Source organism: Arthrobacter sp. UYCu511 (assembly GCF_040547105.1).
Taxonomy (GTDB): domain Bacteria; phylum Actinomycetota; class Actinomycetes; order Actinomycetales; family Micrococcaceae; genus Specibacter; species Specibacter psychrochitiniphilus.
On sequence record NZ_JBEPPB010000002.1, the window covers coordinates 410,579 to 426,466 of the forward strand.

The window sequence follows — 15,888 nt, forward strand, 5'->3', positions numbered from 1 at the left end:
TCCCTCACCCAGGAGCCATCCACCATACTGGGCGCAGTCTTGCCATGACCTGTCACGGCAGTCTGGAAACTCACAGCTCTGCCTGCTTTCCGCGCCGCACCACGGCAATGAACACCGGGGCGCCAATGAGCGCAGCCAGAATCCCGGCAGGCACCTCACTGGGCAGCAGAACGACCCGGCCCACAACATCGGCAGCCAGCAAAATGGCGGGTGCGCCCAGCAGTGAAAGCGGCAGCAGCCAGCGGTAATCCGGGCCCACCAGTCCGCGCAGCAGGTGCGGAACTACGAGTCCAATGAACCCAATGGGGCCGGCGAGCGCCGTCGCGGAGCCGCAGAGCAGCACAATGCCGACGGCGGAAATGGCACGCCCCAGCCCTGGCCGGTGGCCCAGACCGCGGGCCATGTCATCACCCAGTGCGAGCATGTTCAGCAGCCTTCCTGTGCACAGCAGGATCACGGCGCCGACGGCCACAAACGGCAGCACCGCCACCACTGAATCCCACGACTTCCCGGCCAAGGCGCCCACCTGCCAGCGGCGAAACAGCTCCAGCGAATCCTGGCTCGTGACCAGCATGGCGCTCATGAGCGAGCCCATCCCGGCCGCAATGGCAGCCCCGGCCAGGGCTAGTTTCACAGGAGTTGCGCCGCTGCGACCCAGACTGGCCACGGCATAAACCACGACGGCGGCCACCGCGCTCCCCGCAAACGCCCACCACAGGTAGCTGGAGACGTTCGCAGCACCAAGGAAGAAGATCCCGGCCACCACGGCCAACGCGGCACCGGCATTGATGCCCAGAATGCCCGGATCGGCCAGCGGGTTGCGGGCCACGCCCTGCATGGAGGTGCCGGCCAAGCCCAGTGACAGGCCAACAATGAGCCCGGCCACGGTTCGAACAACACGCGAATGCACAACAGCATGGTCGCCATTGGCCGGATCAAAATGGAACAGCGCATCCAGCACCGTGCCGGGGGCGATGCTACGTGCGCCGATGGCCAGCGACACCAGGGCCACCACGCCCAAGACGAGCACCAAGGCAGTCAGCCACAGCAGGCGTCGGCGCGTGCCAAACGTCTTGGCCGGCACTGTGGGAAAACGCTGGCTAGAGCCCTGGCTGGCGGCAGTTGTGCGACCCGGGGTGGGCACAGCGGCAGCGGCGAAGGGCACGGAGGCTGGCTCCGGCGTCGTACCTTCCTTCACTGACACTGCTGCGCTGGCCATAAGATACGGCCCTTAAACCTTCTCGGCAGCGGTGTTGATCTGCGGCAGGAACGTGTCCAGCGCCCACGGCAGGCTCAGCGGTGATGCAGCAGAAATAGCCAGGGTGAGGGTTTGATCGGAATCGGCCACGAAGGCGCCCGTCTTCACTGCCGGGATCTGTCCCAGCAGTGGGTCCTTCGCAATGGCTTCCTTGGTTTTGTCATCCGGCACCCAGCTGACAAAGACGTCGGAGACCAGCTCGTTGGCCTTCTCAGCGGACCAGGGGAGGTAGAAGTTTTTGGCGCCCTTTTCGGCCTCTACAACAACGGGAGCCAATTCCATGCCGATGCTGGTGAGGAACTTGGGCCGGTTGTCGCCGGAGAGGTAGACGTTGACGCCGTCGGACTTGGCCGGCTCAAGATTGCCGTAAATGAACGTCTTGCCCTTGATGGCGGGGTACTTGGCGGCCTGCTCGGCAACGGTCTTTTCCGTGGCACCAATGAGGTCCTTGGCGGCCTGCGAGCGGCCCAGTGCTGCACCGATCATGGTGGTGGAATCCTGCCAGGCGGTGGCGTAAGCGTCCTTCGGGAAGGCGATGACGGGGGCGATTTTGCTGAGTTTGTCGTAGTCTTCCTGCGTGATGCCAGAGTAGGCGGCCAGGATCAGGTCCGGGCTGGTCTTGGCAATTTCGGTGAAGTTCACGCCGTCGGCCTCCGAATACTGTACGGGCGCCTTTTCGGTGCCAATGGCGGCGCCGAGCTTCTCCAGCGCGGCATCCTTCCACGGCGCCGAGCCCTGGGCATTGCCGCCCCATTCATTCGTGGGCATGCCAACGGGGACCACACCCAGGGCAATGACAATATCGTCATTGACCCAGGAGACGGTGGCGATGCGCTGCGGGGCGGACTTGATGAGCGTCTCGCCGTAGATGTGCTTGATGGTGACGGGGAATTTATCCGCTGCGGCCTGCGTGTCCTGCGGCTCAGTTCCACCCACTGCGCCCGTGGAACAGCTGGCCAAGCCAACTCCCAATACGGCGAGCGATGCGCTCAGACCCAGCTTGAGACCCTGGCGGCGAGTAATTTCCATAGCACTTCCCATTCCGTAAACCCCCAAAACTACGCTCGCCAGAGTTAGGCAAGCCTTAGCTACGTTACGGCACCTTGAAGTGATTAGGCAACATTTTGCTGGCCTATTTGACGGTCGGGGCTTGGTGGTAGCAAAAACTCGGGCATTTTTACGCTGAAATGTGCCTAGCATCACGCTCCCGAGTCAGCTGGACGGCACCTCAGGGATCGGCGCGGCAATTAGGTGCGGGTTGAACCGGGCGCAACGTCCAATGGCTCTCATCCAGCCCCTGTACCAGTTTGCGGCCAATGCGGGCCAGGTCAGCAGCGTCCTTCGTGCTCAGTTGATCGAACACGCTGGCCCGCACGGACTCCACATGAAGTGGCGCCAAGGCCCGAATGAGTTCCATCCCTGACTCCGTAATGGATGCCTCGGTTACCCGGGCGTCCTCGGCATGGACGGAACGCTCCACGAGGCCGCGGGCCTGCAACTTTTTGACCACATGAGATAAGCGTGAAAGGGATGCGCTGGTGCGGGCGGCCAGTTCACTCATGGGCAGCATCTGCGCCTCGGTCTGCGCCTCGGAGAGCATGGCCAGGATGTTGTACTCAAAAAGAGAGAGCTTAGCTTCCCGCTGAAGCGCCCCTTCGAGCGCACCTGGCAGCAGTGTCATTACGGACAACAGGGAGAGCCACGCGGCGCGCTCCTGCACATTCAGCCAGCGGGGCTCCGTGTTTGTCATGGCGCCATCTTTTCACGCCCCGCCCAACAACACGGACACCCCCCGCGCCCTCAACACTGCACACGCTCTCAGGCATCCACGGGACGCGTTGGCGCAGTGCCCGCTCCGAACGGCCGACCTCCCAGGGCTTCACGCCCGTGCGCCGTGGCCCAGCCCGAGGTGTCCGGACCAACCGGGACAATCTGTGTGGGGTTCAGATCCGTGTGGACAATGTAGTAGTGCGCTTTGATCTGCTCGAAATTCACGGTGTCACCGAACCCGGGTGTCTGAAAGAGATCACGGGCGTAGGCCCAGAGGACGGGCATCTCGGTGAGCTTGTTCCGGTTGCATTTGAAGTGACCGTGGTAGACCGCGTCAAAGCGAACCAGCGTAGTAAAGAGGCGCACGTCTGCTTCCGTAATGCTCTCACCCATGAGAAAACGCTGGGTTGCCAGGCGCTCCTCGAGCCAATCGAGCGCCGTGAACAGGCGGCTGTAGGCTGCCTCGTAGGCTTCCTGGCTACCGGCAAACCCACAGCGGTACACGCCGTTGTTGATCTCGGTGAAGACGCGCTTGTTGACTACTTCCATCTCCTCGCGCAGGGCTTCCGGGTACAGGTCCGGGGCGCCCTCACGGTGGAATTCACTCCATTCTGTGGAGAAGTCGAGGGTGATTTGAGGGAAGTTGTTGGTTGCCACTGCCCCGCTGGGTATATCCACCATGGCTGGGACGGTGATGCCGCGAGGATAGTTGGGGGTGCGTTTGAAGTACGCTTCCTGCAGACGTGCAATGCCCAGAACCGGATCAACCCCGCCTTCGTCTAGATCGAAGGTCCAGGAGCGGACATCATGAGTGGGACCGCACACACCGATAGAAATGGCATCTTCAAGGCCCAAGAGGCGCCGAACAATGGTGGAGCGGTGCGCCCACGGGCACGCCCTAGAGACCACCAACCGGTAGCGGCCAGCTTCAACGGGGTAGCCATCAGCGCCATCACGCGTAATACGGGTTTCAATATAATTGGTGTCCCGCGTGAACTGTGCTCCCGTCACGTAGGCGCTTTTGGTGCTGAATTCTGTCTCGCTTTTGGTGCTTTCTGTGGCCATAAAATTAGCCTATGCCCCAGCTATCCAATCCAGCCACACCTACCGCTCCGAATAGCTCATGAACCCCTCCCGCGATGTTTGCTGCCTGAATCCATCCGGGGTAAGTTCGCTGTCACAGACAATGACTCTTTACTCTGAAATTTTCCCTTGCCTATGATCTATTGGCAGAAGCTAAGCATCAGCAACAGTCAGGACTATCCATGGCGCCACAAGAAGCCACGGCAGCAACGCACGGCACCAGCATCTCCGCGCGGGAAACCATCGGCAAGGCAGGGCGTGCCATGGTTGAATTCCACGGCGTCAGTAAGATCTATCCGGGTCAAGCCGCTGTTGAGGACCTCACCCTGAGCGTGGATACGGGCAAAATCACTGTCTTTGTGGGCCCGTCAGGTTGCGGGAAAACCACGTCGCTGCGCATGATCAACCGCATGGTGGAACCCACTTCCGGCACCATTACAGTGGGCGGGCGCGATGTCAGTAGCATCCCCGCCCATGAGCTGCGCCGTTCCATGGGCTATGTCATGCAACAAGCAGGGCTACTCCCCCACCGCACAGTCATCGATAACGTCTCCACCGTGTTGCGCCTGAACAAAGTTCCGCGGGCGCCCGCCCGCCAACGCGCCTTGGAGCTGCTAGAAACCGTGGGGTTGCCTGCCTCGATGGCAAAGCGCTACCCCAACCAACTCTCCGGCGGACAGCAACAGCGTGTTGGAGTGGCCCGTGCTCTGGCCGCCGATCCTCCCGTGCTGCTCATGGATGAACCCTTCTCCGCGGTGGACCCGGTGGTCCGTGCAGAGCTCCAACAAGAACTGCTCCGGCTGCAGCGAGAACTGGCGAAGACCATCATCTTCGTCACGCATGACATTGACGAGGCCACCATCCTTGGTGACCGTGTGGCTGTTTTTGCCACCGGAGGCAGGGTTGCTCAATATGCGCCGCCCGAAGAAATCCTGCGCGCCCCTGTGGACGATTTCGTGGCCAACTTTGTTGGCCGAGACCGCGGCTTCAGGCACCTTTCCTTCAGTCCGGGCGCCTCCATACCCGTGCACCCGGCACCGCTTTCAACAACACCGCAATCCGGCTGGACTCTGGCCGTAGATGATGAGCAGCGGCCGCTGGGCTGGCACACCCCCGGCACGTCCGCCAGTCCCGGTAACGCCAAAGCCACCACGGGCCTGATCCCCGGCGGCTCCCTATTCCGTGCGGGCGATCCCCTTCGCAACGCCCTCGACGCGGCGTTGTCCTCCCCCTCCGGGCTGGGAGTTGCCGTTGATAGCGAAGGGCGCGTGACCGGCGTCGTCCTTGCCTCCGAAGTGTTGGCAGCCATTGAGGCCGCCCGGGAAGGCCGGCTCTGATGGACTGGTTCCTGGCAAACCTGCCGCAGGTGCTCAACCTGACCGGCTACCACCTGATTCAGTCCGTAGTGCCGCTTGTTTTGAGCGTCATCATCGCGATCCCGCTCGCGCAGCTGGCCCGCTTGAATAAGGCCGTAGGCGCAACCATTCTGTCCGTGGGCTCCCTGCTGTACACCATCCCGTCGCTGGCACTGTTTGTGATTCTGCCCAGCATTCTTGGCACCAAAATACTGGACTTCGCCAACATCATTGTTGCCCTGACCATCTACGCCGTAGCCCTGCTGGTCCGTTCCACACTGGACGCGCTCAACTCAGTTGAGCGCACCATCCGCGAATCCGCCACCGCCATGGGCTACCGGCCGCTACAACGCTTCCTCACGGTGGATCTGCCGTTGTCCATCCCGGTGTTATTTGCCGGTTTGCGCGTTATCTCCGTCAGTAACATTTCCCTTGTCACGGTGGGTTCACTGCTGGGCATCCCCAGTTTGGGTTTCTTCTTCACAGATGGATTGCAACGCAATTTTCCAACTGAAATTGTGGTCGGAATTGTCATTACCCTCATTTTGGCCTTGCTCATGGACGTGCTTTTGGTGCTCTTGCAGCGCTTGCTGACACCGTGGTTGCGGGCCAGCAAGGCGTCCCCGCAGACCATGGAGGTGAGCGCATGAGTGCCACAGCAATGCTGCTTCCGGCCACGAAATACACTGCTTCTGGCGCTTTCGCCCAGGGCTGGCAGTGGCTCACCGATCCGGTTAACTGGCAAGGACCCATGGGAGTGCCCACACGCGTGTTGGAACAACTGGGTTATACCGGGCTGACCTTGGTAATTTCCTTAGTGATCGCGGTTCCGGTGGGCCTGTATGTGGGGCACACGGGCAGGGGGCGCGCCATCATCATTGCCCTCGCCGGCATGCTCCGGGCCCTGCCAACTTTGGGTGTCATGACATTGTTTGCCCTGATTGCCACCTCCACCTTGTCTCTCATGCCAGCCATTTGGTCACTGGTGTTGTTGGCGGTGCCGCCCATTGTGAGCGCCACCTATGCCGGAATTTCCTCCGTTGAGCGGGACTTGGTTGATGCCGCACGCAGCATGGGCATGACCGAGCCGCAGATCCTCTTCGGAGTAGAGGTACCCAACGGGCTGATAGTGATGCTTGGCGGCTTCCGCTCAGCGGTCCTGCAAGTTGTTTCCACAGTGGCAGTGGTGGCACTCTTGGGCCTTGGCGGTTTAGGCAGGTACATCATTGACGGCTTGGCGGTGCAGGACTACGGTCAAGTTCTTGGCGGCGCAGTGGTAATTGCCGGGTTGGCCATAGCTTTGGACGGGCTACTAGTCTTGGCCCAACGGCTTATTGTTTCTCCCGGGTTGCAGCGTTCCGCCGCTCCCACCGAAGTGTCGGCACCACAGGCACAGCTGGCAGAACCGGCACCAACCCGTTAGTCACGTCGATTTATGCAGTCTCATCTAGAGGAGTAAGAACATGAACAAGCACTTGCGACCCACCCGCCGGGCCATCCTGGGGGCGGCAGCTGGCCTCTCCGTGGCACTAGCAGTGACGGCTTGTGGCGGCGGAGATCCGCTGGCCAGTGACAGCAGCGCACCCGCTGGCGGCGGCGAATCGGTAGTTGTGGGCTCCGCCAACTTCCCCGAAAGCGCCACGGTGGCAGAAATTTATGCCGGCGCAATCAATGCCGCAGGCGTTACCGCCACCACAAAGCTGAACATTGGCGCCCGTGAGGCCTACATCACCGCGGTTAAAGACGGCTCCATTGACATCATCCCGGACTACAGCGGGAACTTGCTGGGCTATTTTGATGAGAACACCAAGGCCACCACGGCCGAAGAGGTCCTCGCTGCCCTGCCGGCTGCCATGCCCGAAGGCCTCTCCGTGCTGAATGCCGCCAAGGCAGAGGACAAGGACGCCATGGTGGTCACCGCAGAGACGGCCGCCAAGTACAAGTTGACCTCCATTGAGGACCTGGCGAAGGTGTGCAGCGAGCTGACCATAGGTGCCCCTCCGGAATTCGCCACCCGCTCCTACGGGCTCCCCGGCTTGAAAGCAAACTATAACTGCGTGCCAAAAAAGTTCACACCGATCAGTGACGGCGGCGGGCCGCTGACGATCAAGGCGCTCCTGAACAATGAGATCCAGGTGGCAGACATCTTCACCACGTCCCCTGCCATCCCGGCCAACAAGTTGGTGGTCCTGACCGACCCGAAGAACAACTGGCTGGCACAGCAAGTTCTGCCCGTGATCAAGACCGCCTCGGTCAATGACGCAACCAAGAACGCTTTGAACAAGGTTTCCTCCCTCCTGACCACGGAAGATCTGATCAAACTCAACGATCAGGTGAGCGGCACAGCGAAGATGGACCCCAAGGATGCCGCGGCACAGTGGCTCAAGGACAAGGGCATCACCAAGTAAGGAACTCTCATGGCCTCCAAGAACAAGCCCGAAACTGTTGATGTTGTGGTGCTCGGCATGGGTCCGGGCGGCGAATCGGTTGCCGGTGAGCTGGCTGCCGCGGGCTTGTCCGTGGTGGGTGTTGAGGCCCGGCTTGTGGGCGGGGAATGCCCGTACTATGGCTGCATCCCGTCCAAAATGATGATCCGGGCAGGCAATGTCATGGCCGAGGCATTGCGTATCCCAGACCTCGCCGGAACCGTGGAGGTGGCACCGGATTTCACTCAAGTGGCCCGGCGCATCCGTACCGAGGGCACCGATAACTGGGATGACACGGTAGCCGCCGAGCGGTTTACGGCCAAGGGCGGCGTGCTGGTGCGTGGCACGGGCCGGCTCACTGGTCCCCGTGAGGTCACTGTTTCCACGCACGACGGCGGCCACCGCACCTTCCGCGCCAGGCTAGCCATAGTGCTCAACCCGGGCACGAATCCTGCGGTTCCGGAGGTGCCGGGCCTTGCTGGGACGCCGTTTTGGACTAACCGGGAGGCGGTCCAGGCCGCGGATGCCCCTGCCTCCATGGTTGTGTGGGGCGGGGGACCCATCGCTGTTGAGTTGGCACAGGCCTTCACCCGTTTTGGCACCAAGGTGACCATGGTGCTGCGCGGGTCACGCCTGCTCACACGGGAGGAACCGGAGACCTCCGAACTGCTGGCCTCGGTGTTACGCAACGAGGGCGTGAAGATCCTGACAAATAAGGCGCTCACGTCGGTGACGCATGCGCAGGGCCGTTTCCAGCTGAGCTTTTCCGACGGCATCTCCCCCTCATCTCTGCGGGCCGATCAACTGCTCGTGGCCACCGGACGCGCCCAGGCTCTGGCAGAGGTGGGCCTGTCAGCGGCAGAAATCAGCTGGGATCTAAAGGGCGCCCCCGCGCTCGATCAGTACCTACAACTAGCGAATGGGCTCTACCTGATTGGTGACGCTGCAGGGGCCGGAGCATTCACCCACATGTCCATGTATCAAGGAAATATTGTTGCAGGGCACATCCTGGCCCGCCATTTAGAACAAGCGGACCGGGGCACCGCAGACAACCACGCCGTGCCGCGCGTGACGTTTACGGATCCGGAGATCGGCGTAGTGGGCCTGACCGAGAGCCAAGCCCGGGACGCCGGCCTGTCGGTGCGGGTGGGCCTGACAAAGGTGAGCGAGTCCGCCCGCGGCTGGATCCATGGCGCAGGCAACGACGGATTCATCAAGGTCATTGAAGACGCCGATCCGGGAGTTTTAGTGGGCGCCACTTCTGTGGGGCCCATGGGCGGGGAGGTGCTGTCCATGCTGGCACTGGCCGTGCATGCGCGGATCCCCGTCTCCACGCTGGAATCCATGATTTACGCCTACCCCACGTTCCACCGGGCCATCCCGGAAGCCCTCAAAAACCTTCACTGATGCTCCCGTGCAGCATGGACTAGACGCTGGGGCACATCGCCACAGTGTCAATGGCAGCAGTGGCCATGGCACCAGAGGCAATGGCAGCAGTGGCCATGGCACCAGAGGCAATGGCAGCAGAGGCGGAGCCTGGAGATCAGTTGCCAGCTAATAACACCTGGCGGACGGCTGCGCTGAGTTGCATGGCCCGGCCGGTGGTGGAGCCTTCCTCATTCCAGGCTGGCACGTAGCCAAATCCAATCCCGTACAGCGGGTCAGCGTAGCCCAGTGCTGCGTTGGCGCCATCGTGGCCGAAGGCTTGGGCACTGCCAAAGTCCATGCGCGGGTGGGCTTTCATGAACGTGATGGCGAAGGCACCAGTGTCGCAAAAGACCCTGTCCAGCCCCCACACCTGTTCCTGGCTCATGAGGGCAATCGTTTCCGGGGTTAGATAAGCCGGCTGGCCCTCAATTCCGGTGATGGCACCCGCATACACGCGGGCCAGCCCGTCAGCGGAGCCTACGCCGGCTCCGCTGCAACTGCCTGCGGCCCGGACGCTGCGCACATTGGGCAGTTCCAGTAAGTTTCCTGCCTGCACATTGCCGGAGACTCCAGCAAGGGAGAACGGGTCAAAAAAGGCCGGGGGAGCCTCCTCATCAAAGAGTACGGGACGGAAACGTGGCTCTTCCGACTCCGGCAGCCCCAGGAACATGTCGGCGGCGAAGGGCACACGGATGCGGCGGTTGTAAACATCCTGCAGCCGCTCCCCCGAAACCCGGCGGCACAACTCCTCCAGGAACACGCCCATGGTCAGCGCGTGGTAACCAAACGTGCCGCTGCCGGGGCGCCACATGGGCGCCATGGCGGCCAACCGGGCAGCGACAGCGGGCAGGTCACTGTATTCCTCCATGGCGAAGCCACCCTGGGCCCCCACCAATCCCGCCTGGTGTGAGAGCAGTTGACGCACCGTCACGGACGCCTTGCCGTTCTGCGCAAATTCGGGCCAGTAACTAGCAACTGTGGCGTCCAAATCCACCAAACCGTCCTGGACCAGCAGGCTGAATGCCAGGGCGGAGACGCCTTTAGAGCAGGAGAACACGCCCGTGAGGGAATTGGCAGAGGAATCCGGGCCACCCACCAGGTCCACTACTTTCTCCCCCGCAACGTAGACGGCCAGTTGCGCACTGTAGCGAGGGTCGGCGTCGAGCATGGAATCAAAAAGTTCACGAACGCTGGTGAACTTCTCTGTGGTCAAACCTTGGGATGCACCGGCGCCGCGTGGCAGTGAATGTGTCATGCCTCCACTCTAAGGACTTCTAGACACTTATGGGCAGCAATGTCCCGGCACCATCCCCACTCGGGGCCGGCCGGTGCGCCCGCCGTGAAACGCCCTGAGCTCTCCCCGGCACCACCGGCCCCGAAGGTTGGGCCACAGTCCGGCGTCGGCTCGCGGCAGCCGCGGAGCAGGAGCCGGGGCTCAGCATTCACTATGGGAATGAGGCCGTGAAAATCGGGCAGGGCACCGATTCGGCGTGGGCCGTTGATGCCGGGGGCGCCGCGGCGACATCCGGCTCGGTGCTGACGGGCACCGCAGCGACATCCGGCTCGGTGCTGACGGGCACCGCAGCCTGGTCCGCCAGCATGTGGACCCGGGATACCCGGATACCCTGATGCGTGGTACACGATCTGGACCGGGAAAGCACCCTTTGAGGCGGCCCCCCGGATGGCAGCAGGGACACAACTATATGGACATGAGCTCCCTGCCGAACCAGGACGGGGCCATGATCGTGGGAGAGACGAAGACCATCGCCGAATACGTCCCGCGCCGGGTTCGACACGGGGCTGGGGGATGCTCAATCCCTAGGCGAACTCACTCTCCACGGGGTGATCGGGCTGCGCGGCAGCCAAGTCCGCAGCGCCTACGAGCATCAGCGGTTGCCAACGGCACAAAGAATGCTCCGGTCAGGACAAGGTTTTGCCGCCACCCTCAGGGGCGGTTCGGACAGCTGAAGCCACCCGCGCGTGGCGCCGCACTAGACTGGCCGTACCGAGCGAACAATTCCCCTCCCGGAAGGTTTTTTGCCCATGCATGACAAGCACGCCTTGATTCAGGACCGGCTCAAGCGAGTCCTCACGGAGCGGATTGTTCCGGCCATCCACACCCCCGTTGCGCCGCTAGAGTTACGCGCCTGGCATGTGGAGGGCGGGCAGGGCGAACCTGTGGCACCAGCCATCGCACTCGGGTTGAGTGAGAGCACTTTGCCGGACGACGCCGGACACCCGGCTCGCGCGGAAGCCCCACCTGCCGCTGAGGTCGTTTTTGAGCCATTCGCCGTGGGCCAGGCGTGGGGTCCACCGTGGGGCACCAGCTGGATTCATCTCACGGGCGCTGTCCCCCAAGAGGCGCGCGGGCAACGGGTGGAGCTCGTGGTGGACTTAGGCTTTAGCCAGTCGTGGCCCGGCTTCCAGGCCGAAGGTCTCATTTACCGTCCCAATGGGGAGACCGTGAAGGCCCTGAACCCGCTGAACACCTGGGTGCCCGTGGATGGGATCGCTCCCGGAGCGCCGGCGCAGGGCGGGGAGGAAATCGATCTCTATGTGGAGGCGGCTGCGAACCCGTTCGTGTTCACCGACAACCCGTTCGTCCCCACTCCGTTGGGCGAAAAGTTCACGGCCGGGGACACCCCGCGCTACACCATGGCCCGCGCCGACATCAACATTTTCCACACCGAAGTGTGGGAGTTGGTCCAAGATCTTGAGGTGCTGGACCAGCTCCAGCAGGAGCTGGATTTGGGCAATCCCCGGCGTTGGGACATCCTGTACGCTCTGGAACGCGCGCTCGACGCCGTCTCCCTCACCGACATACCCGGCAGCGCTGCCGCGGCCCGGGCACATCTAGCGGCTGTGCTGGCCCAGCCGGCCAACGCCAGCGCGCATCAGATCACCGCCATTGGGCACGCGCACATTGACTCGGCGTGGCTGTGGCCCGTGCGCGAGACCGTGCGGAAGGTGGCCCGAACGGCGTCGTCCGTGGTGAAGCTGCTGGAAGATAACCCGGAATTCCAGTACGCCATGTCCTCAGCCCAACAGTACGAATGGCTCAAGGAGCAACGCCCTGAGGTCTTCGCCAAGGTCAAGGCCGCCGTGGCAGAGGGCCGTTTCATCCCCGTGGGCGGCATGTGGGTGGAATCGGACACGAACATGGTGGGCTCGGAGGCCATGGCCCGGCAGTTCACGTACGGCCAGCGCTTCTTCCGTGAAAATTTTGGCATGCAGTGCCAGGAGGTGTGGCTGCCGGATTCCTTCGGTTACTCGGCAGCGCTGCCACAGATTGTGAAGCAGGCCGGGGCCAAGTGGTTCCTGACGCAGAAAATCTCGTGGAACACCGTGAATAAGTTCCCGCACCACACCTTCAACTGGGAGGGCATTGACGGCACCCGCGTGTTCACGCACTTCCCGCCCGCGGACACGTACAATTCCCAACTTTCCGGCGCCGAGCTGGCGCATACCGTGCGGAATTTCCGCGACAAGGGTGCTGCTAAAAATTCGCTTATCCCGTTTGGTTGGGGCGACGGCGGCGGCGGGCCAACGCGTGAAATGCTGGCCCGGGCCAAGCGCACCCGTGATTTAGAAGGCTCACCTCAGGTCACCATCGCCAGCCCGGCAGAGTTCTTCACGGCAGCCGAGGCCGAATACCCTAATGCCCCTGTGTGGAAGGGTGAGCTGTACCTTGAGCTGCACCGCGGCACCTACACCTCGCAGGCGCTGACCAAGCAGGGCAACCGGCGCAGCGAACACCTGCTGCGTGAGGCCGAGCTGTGGAGTGCCACGGCCGCGGCACGCTCACTCATCGCGTACCCCTACGACGAGCTGGATAGGATCTGGAAGCTGGTGCTGCTGAACCAGTTCCACGACATCCTCCCCGGCTCCTCCATTGCCTGGGTGCACCGCGAGGCGGCTGAGCAATACGCACGGATCGCACAAGACCTCCAAGAGATCATCTCCACGGCGGTGGACGCCTTGGCGCCCATGAATGCCGAAGATCATGCGAGCCTGGCGGAGCCGGCAACGGCGGCGAACATGGCCACAGGTCTCCATTTCAACGCCTCCCCTTACCCGCGCAATGGCGTCGCCCCGCTCAGCGCGGGTGTCCCTGAACCGGCCACCACCGAGGTGACGGTTGAGCGGGACGGAAGCAACAACGGCGAAATAGTCGTCCGCAACGGGCTGATCACGGTCCGGTTCGGTGCGGACGGCGTCATTAATTCCATTGTGGATGTGGCGGCGGATCGTGAGCTGGTGCCAGCCGGGCAGGGCGCCAACCTGCTGCAACTGCACACCGACTTCCCCAATATGTGGGATGCCTGGGACATTGACGCCTTCTACAAGAACACGGTGACGGATCTTCGTGAGCTGGATTCCATGGAGGTCACCATGTTGGGCCATCAGCCGGAGATTACCATTAAGCGCAGTTTCCGGGCCTCGCACATTACCCAGCGGGTGCGGATCTCCCCGGATTCCAAGGTCATCACCGTGTACAACGAGGTTGATTGGCGGGAGCAGGAGACGTTACTCAAGGCCGCGTTCCCCCTCGATGTGCACGCGGACCATGCCCGTTTTGAGACCCAGTACGGGCACATTCAGCGTGCCACGCATGAGAACACGTCCTGGGACGACGCACGTTTTGAGGTGTGTGCGCACCGCTGGGTCCATGTGGGCGAGCCCGGATTTGGCGCAGCGGTCATCAACGGTTCCACCTACGGCCACGACGTTTCCCGCCACCCCGGTACCAACGGCTCCAGCTTCACCACCGTGCGGCTTTCCCTGCTGCGCGGGCCGCGCTTCCCCGATCCCACCACCGATCAGGGGCAGCATTCCTTCACGTACGGGCTGGTGGTGGGCGCCGAGGTGGCCGACGCCGTGGCTGCCGGCTATGCCATGAACTTGCCGTGGCATGGCGTGCCGGGCGATTGGACCGGCCGCCCCATTGAGCCGCTGGTGCGCACGGATTCGCAGTCCGCCATCATCGAGGCCGTCAAGCTGGCCGATGACCGCAGCGGCGACGTCATCGTGCGTCTGTACGAACCGCTCGGTGCCCGCGCGCAGCTGACGCTGAGCGCGTCGTTCGCCGTGGCTTCCGTGGCGGAGAACAACCTCCTTGAGCAGCCGTACGCATCCGGATCCCTCGCCGTGGGCGCCCCCGGTGATCCCGGCGCAGCCGGCGCCCCCGGAGATCCCGGCACATCTGGTAACCCCACCATCACGCTGAAGCTGCGTCCCTTCCAAATTCTCACCCTCCGTCTGCAGAAAGCTGGCCAATGAGCCTCCCCGTTTCTCCCTCCGCACACCACGCCGCACCCGCCCGCAAGATGCCTTTGCGTTGGGGTGTGAACTACACCCCGAGCGAGGGCTGGTTCCACTCGTGGCAGGATTTCGATCTGGATGCGGTGCGGGCCGATTTTTCCTCGATCGCCAAGCTGGGACTTGACCATGTGCGCATTTTTCCGCTGTGGCCGCTATTGCAGCCCAACCGGTCGCTCATTCGCCCGGCAGGTATTGCCGATGTGGGCGCAGTGGTGGATGCGGCGGCCGAATTTGGCCTAGACGTCTCGGTGGACGGGTTGCAAGGGCACCTTTCAAGCTTTGATTTCCTGCCGTCCTGGGTGACGAGCTGGCACCGGCGCAACATCTACACCAATCCGCAGGTTGTGGCTGCGGAGGCGGCACTCATCACGGCTCTGGCCCAGGAGGTCACCTCCCGCCCCAACGTGCTCGGCATGACGGTAGGTAATGAGACCAACCAGTTCGCGGTGGAACGCCACCCTGACCAGCAAGTCACCTCTCCGGCAGAGATGGGCGAATGGTTCACAACCCTGCTCGCGGCCGCCCGCAAGGCCTGGCCCACCGGCATGCATCAGCACAGCTTTGATGACAACGCCTGGTTTGTGGACAGTTGCCCCGTCACGCCGCGCCATGCCGCAACCCTGGGCGATGCCACCACGGTGCACTCGTGGGTGTTTGTTGCCGTGGCGCACCTCTTCCCGCAGGGCCACCCGGCCAGGACGCTCTTTGCCGATTACCTGGTCCAGCTTGCCGACGCCTACGCCGAGAATCCCGCCCGGCCCATCTGGCTGCAGGAGATCGGTGCCCCTTATCCAGCGGTGCCCTTCGACGGCGCGGCCGACTTCCTGGAGCAAAGCCTGCTTCCTGTGCTGGACACCCCCAACCTATGGGGTGTCACGTGGTGGTGCTCGCATGATGTCAGCCGCAAGCTGGCCGATTTCCCTGAGCTGGAATACACGCTGGGCCTTTTGGATTCGGACCGGCGCCCCAAACCCGCGGGCCTGCGCCTGGCTGAGCTGATTGCCGCCGAGAAAGCCAACCCCACGGCGCCGCTACAACGCACCACGGCGTTGTCCTTCGATCCAGGCGATGAGGCCACCGGTGTTGGGCGTAGCATTGCGGACCCTTCGGGGGAGCTGTTCACGGCCTGGCTGGCGCGCGCAGCGTCCGGCACCAAGCCCACCCTGGTCCGTTCCACCAAGACCTCCGACGCCGATTACCTCGCCGCCCGCGGCATCACCGACGTGGTCAACTAGAACGGAAGGGA

13 protein-coding genes are annotated in these 15,888 nt (G+C 62.8%); 8 read left to right on the plus strand and 5 right to left on the minus strand.

What is annotated here, in order from left to right; translation table 11 throughout:
- Nucleotides 1-70 precede the first annotated feature (70 nt).
- The 4 genes from ABIB48_RS05170 to ABIB48_RS05185 all read right to left on the minus strand — a co-directional run bounded on the left by ABIB48_RS05170 (nucleotide 71) and on the right by ABIB48_RS05185 (nucleotide 4,093).
- Nucleotides 71-1,219, minus strand: coding sequence for a FecCD family ABC transporter permease (locus ABIB48_RS05170; RefSeq protein WP_354212329.1), 1,149 nt, complete (start codon nucleotides 1,217-1,219; stop codon nucleotides 71-73).
- A 12-nt stretch (nucleotides 1,220-1,231) separates the two neighbouring features.
- Nucleotides 1,232-2,287: an iron-siderophore ABC transporter substrate-binding protein gene (locus ABIB48_RS05175; protein ID WP_354212330.1), complete on the minus strand. Its 1,056-nt coding sequence runs from the start codon at nucleotides 2,285-2,287 to the stop codon at nucleotides 1,232-1,234.
- Nucleotides 2,288-2,486: 199 nt separating this feature from the next.
- Nucleotides 2,487-3,008, minus strand: a complete 522-nt coding sequence (locus ABIB48_RS05180; protein WP_354212331.1) for a MarR family winged helix-turn-helix transcriptional regulator — start codon at nucleotides 3,006-3,008, stop codon at nucleotides 2,487-2,489.
- Nucleotides 3,009-3,076: 68 nt separating this feature from the next.
- On the minus strand, nucleotides 3,077-4,093 hold the full coding sequence (locus ABIB48_RS05185; protein ID WP_354212332.1) for a glutathione S-transferase family protein: 1,017 nt from the start codon (nucleotides 4,091-4,093) through the stop codon (nucleotides 3,077-3,079).
- 281 nt (nucleotides 4,094-4,374) lie between these two features.
- On the opposite strand from ABIB48_RS05185, the gene ABIB48_RS05190 reads away from it, so the two are divergent.
- The 5 genes from ABIB48_RS05190 to ABIB48_RS05210 are packed head-to-tail and all read left to right on the plus strand — an operon-like array spanning nucleotide 4,375 to nucleotide 9,299.
- Nucleotides 4,375-5,448: an ABC transporter ATP-binding protein gene (locus tag ABIB48_RS05190; RefSeq protein WP_354212389.1), complete on the plus strand. Its 1,074-nt coding sequence runs from the start codon at nucleotides 4,375-4,377 to the stop codon at nucleotides 5,446-5,448.
- The gene (locus tag ABIB48_RS05195) at nucleotides 5,448-6,116 is read left to right on the plus strand and encodes an ABC transporter permease (protein ID WP_354212333.1); all 669 of its coding nucleotides are present in this window, start codon (nucleotides 5,448-5,450) and stop codon (nucleotides 6,114-6,116) included. Before ABIB48_RS05190 ends, ABIB48_RS05195 begins: the two co-directional genes overlap by 1 nt.
- Nucleotides 6,113-6,889, plus strand: a complete 777-nt coding sequence (locus tag ABIB48_RS05200; protein ID WP_354212334.1) for an ABC transporter permease — start codon at nucleotides 6,113-6,115, stop codon at nucleotides 6,887-6,889. Before ABIB48_RS05195 ends, ABIB48_RS05200 begins: the two co-directional genes overlap by 4 nt.
- Nucleotides 6,890-6,929: 40 nt before the next feature.
- Nucleotides 6,930-7,874, plus strand: a complete 945-nt coding sequence (locus ABIB48_RS05205; RefSeq protein WP_110105249.1) for an ABC transporter substrate-binding protein — start codon at nucleotides 6,930-6,932, stop codon at nucleotides 7,872-7,874.
- A 9-nt stretch (nucleotides 7,875-7,883) separates the two neighbouring features.
- On the plus strand, nucleotides 7,884-9,299 hold the full coding sequence (locus tag ABIB48_RS05210; RefSeq protein WP_354212335.1) for a dihydrolipoyl dehydrogenase family protein: 1,416 nt from the start codon (nucleotides 7,884-7,886) through the stop codon (nucleotides 9,297-9,299).
- A 136-nt stretch (nucleotides 9,300-9,435) separates the two neighbouring features.
- Here ABIB48_RS05210 and ABIB48_RS05215 read toward each other — a convergent pair whose 3' ends face one another.
- Nucleotides 9,436-10,575, minus strand: a complete 1,140-nt coding sequence (locus tag ABIB48_RS05215; RefSeq protein WP_315913872.1) for a serine hydrolase domain-containing protein — start codon at nucleotides 10,573-10,575, stop codon at nucleotides 9,436-9,438.
- A gap of 206 nt (nucleotides 10,576-10,781) precedes the next feature.
- Here ABIB48_RS05215 and ABIB48_RS05220 point away from each other — a divergent pair, with 206 nt between their 5' ends.
- From ABIB48_RS05220 to ABIB48_RS05230, 3 genes are all read left to right on the plus strand, one after another.
- Entirely contained in the window at nucleotides 10,782-10,949 is a 168-nt protein-coding gene (locus tag ABIB48_RS05220; protein ID WP_354212336.1) for a hypothetical protein, read from the plus strand.
- Between the two features lie 414 nt (nucleotides 10,950-11,363).
- Nucleotides 11,364-14,600, plus strand: coding sequence for an alpha-mannosidase (locus ABIB48_RS05225; RefSeq protein WP_354212337.1), 3,237 nt, complete (start codon nucleotides 11,364-11,366; stop codon nucleotides 14,598-14,600).
- Nucleotides 14,597-15,877, plus strand: a complete 1,281-nt coding sequence (locus ABIB48_RS05230; RefSeq protein ID WP_354212338.1) for a glycoside hydrolase 5 family protein — start codon at nucleotides 14,597-14,599, stop codon at nucleotides 15,875-15,877. The genes ABIB48_RS05225 and ABIB48_RS05230 overlap by 4 nt, the downstream gene beginning before the upstream one ends.
- Nucleotides 15,878-15,888: the final 11 nt, after the last annotated feature.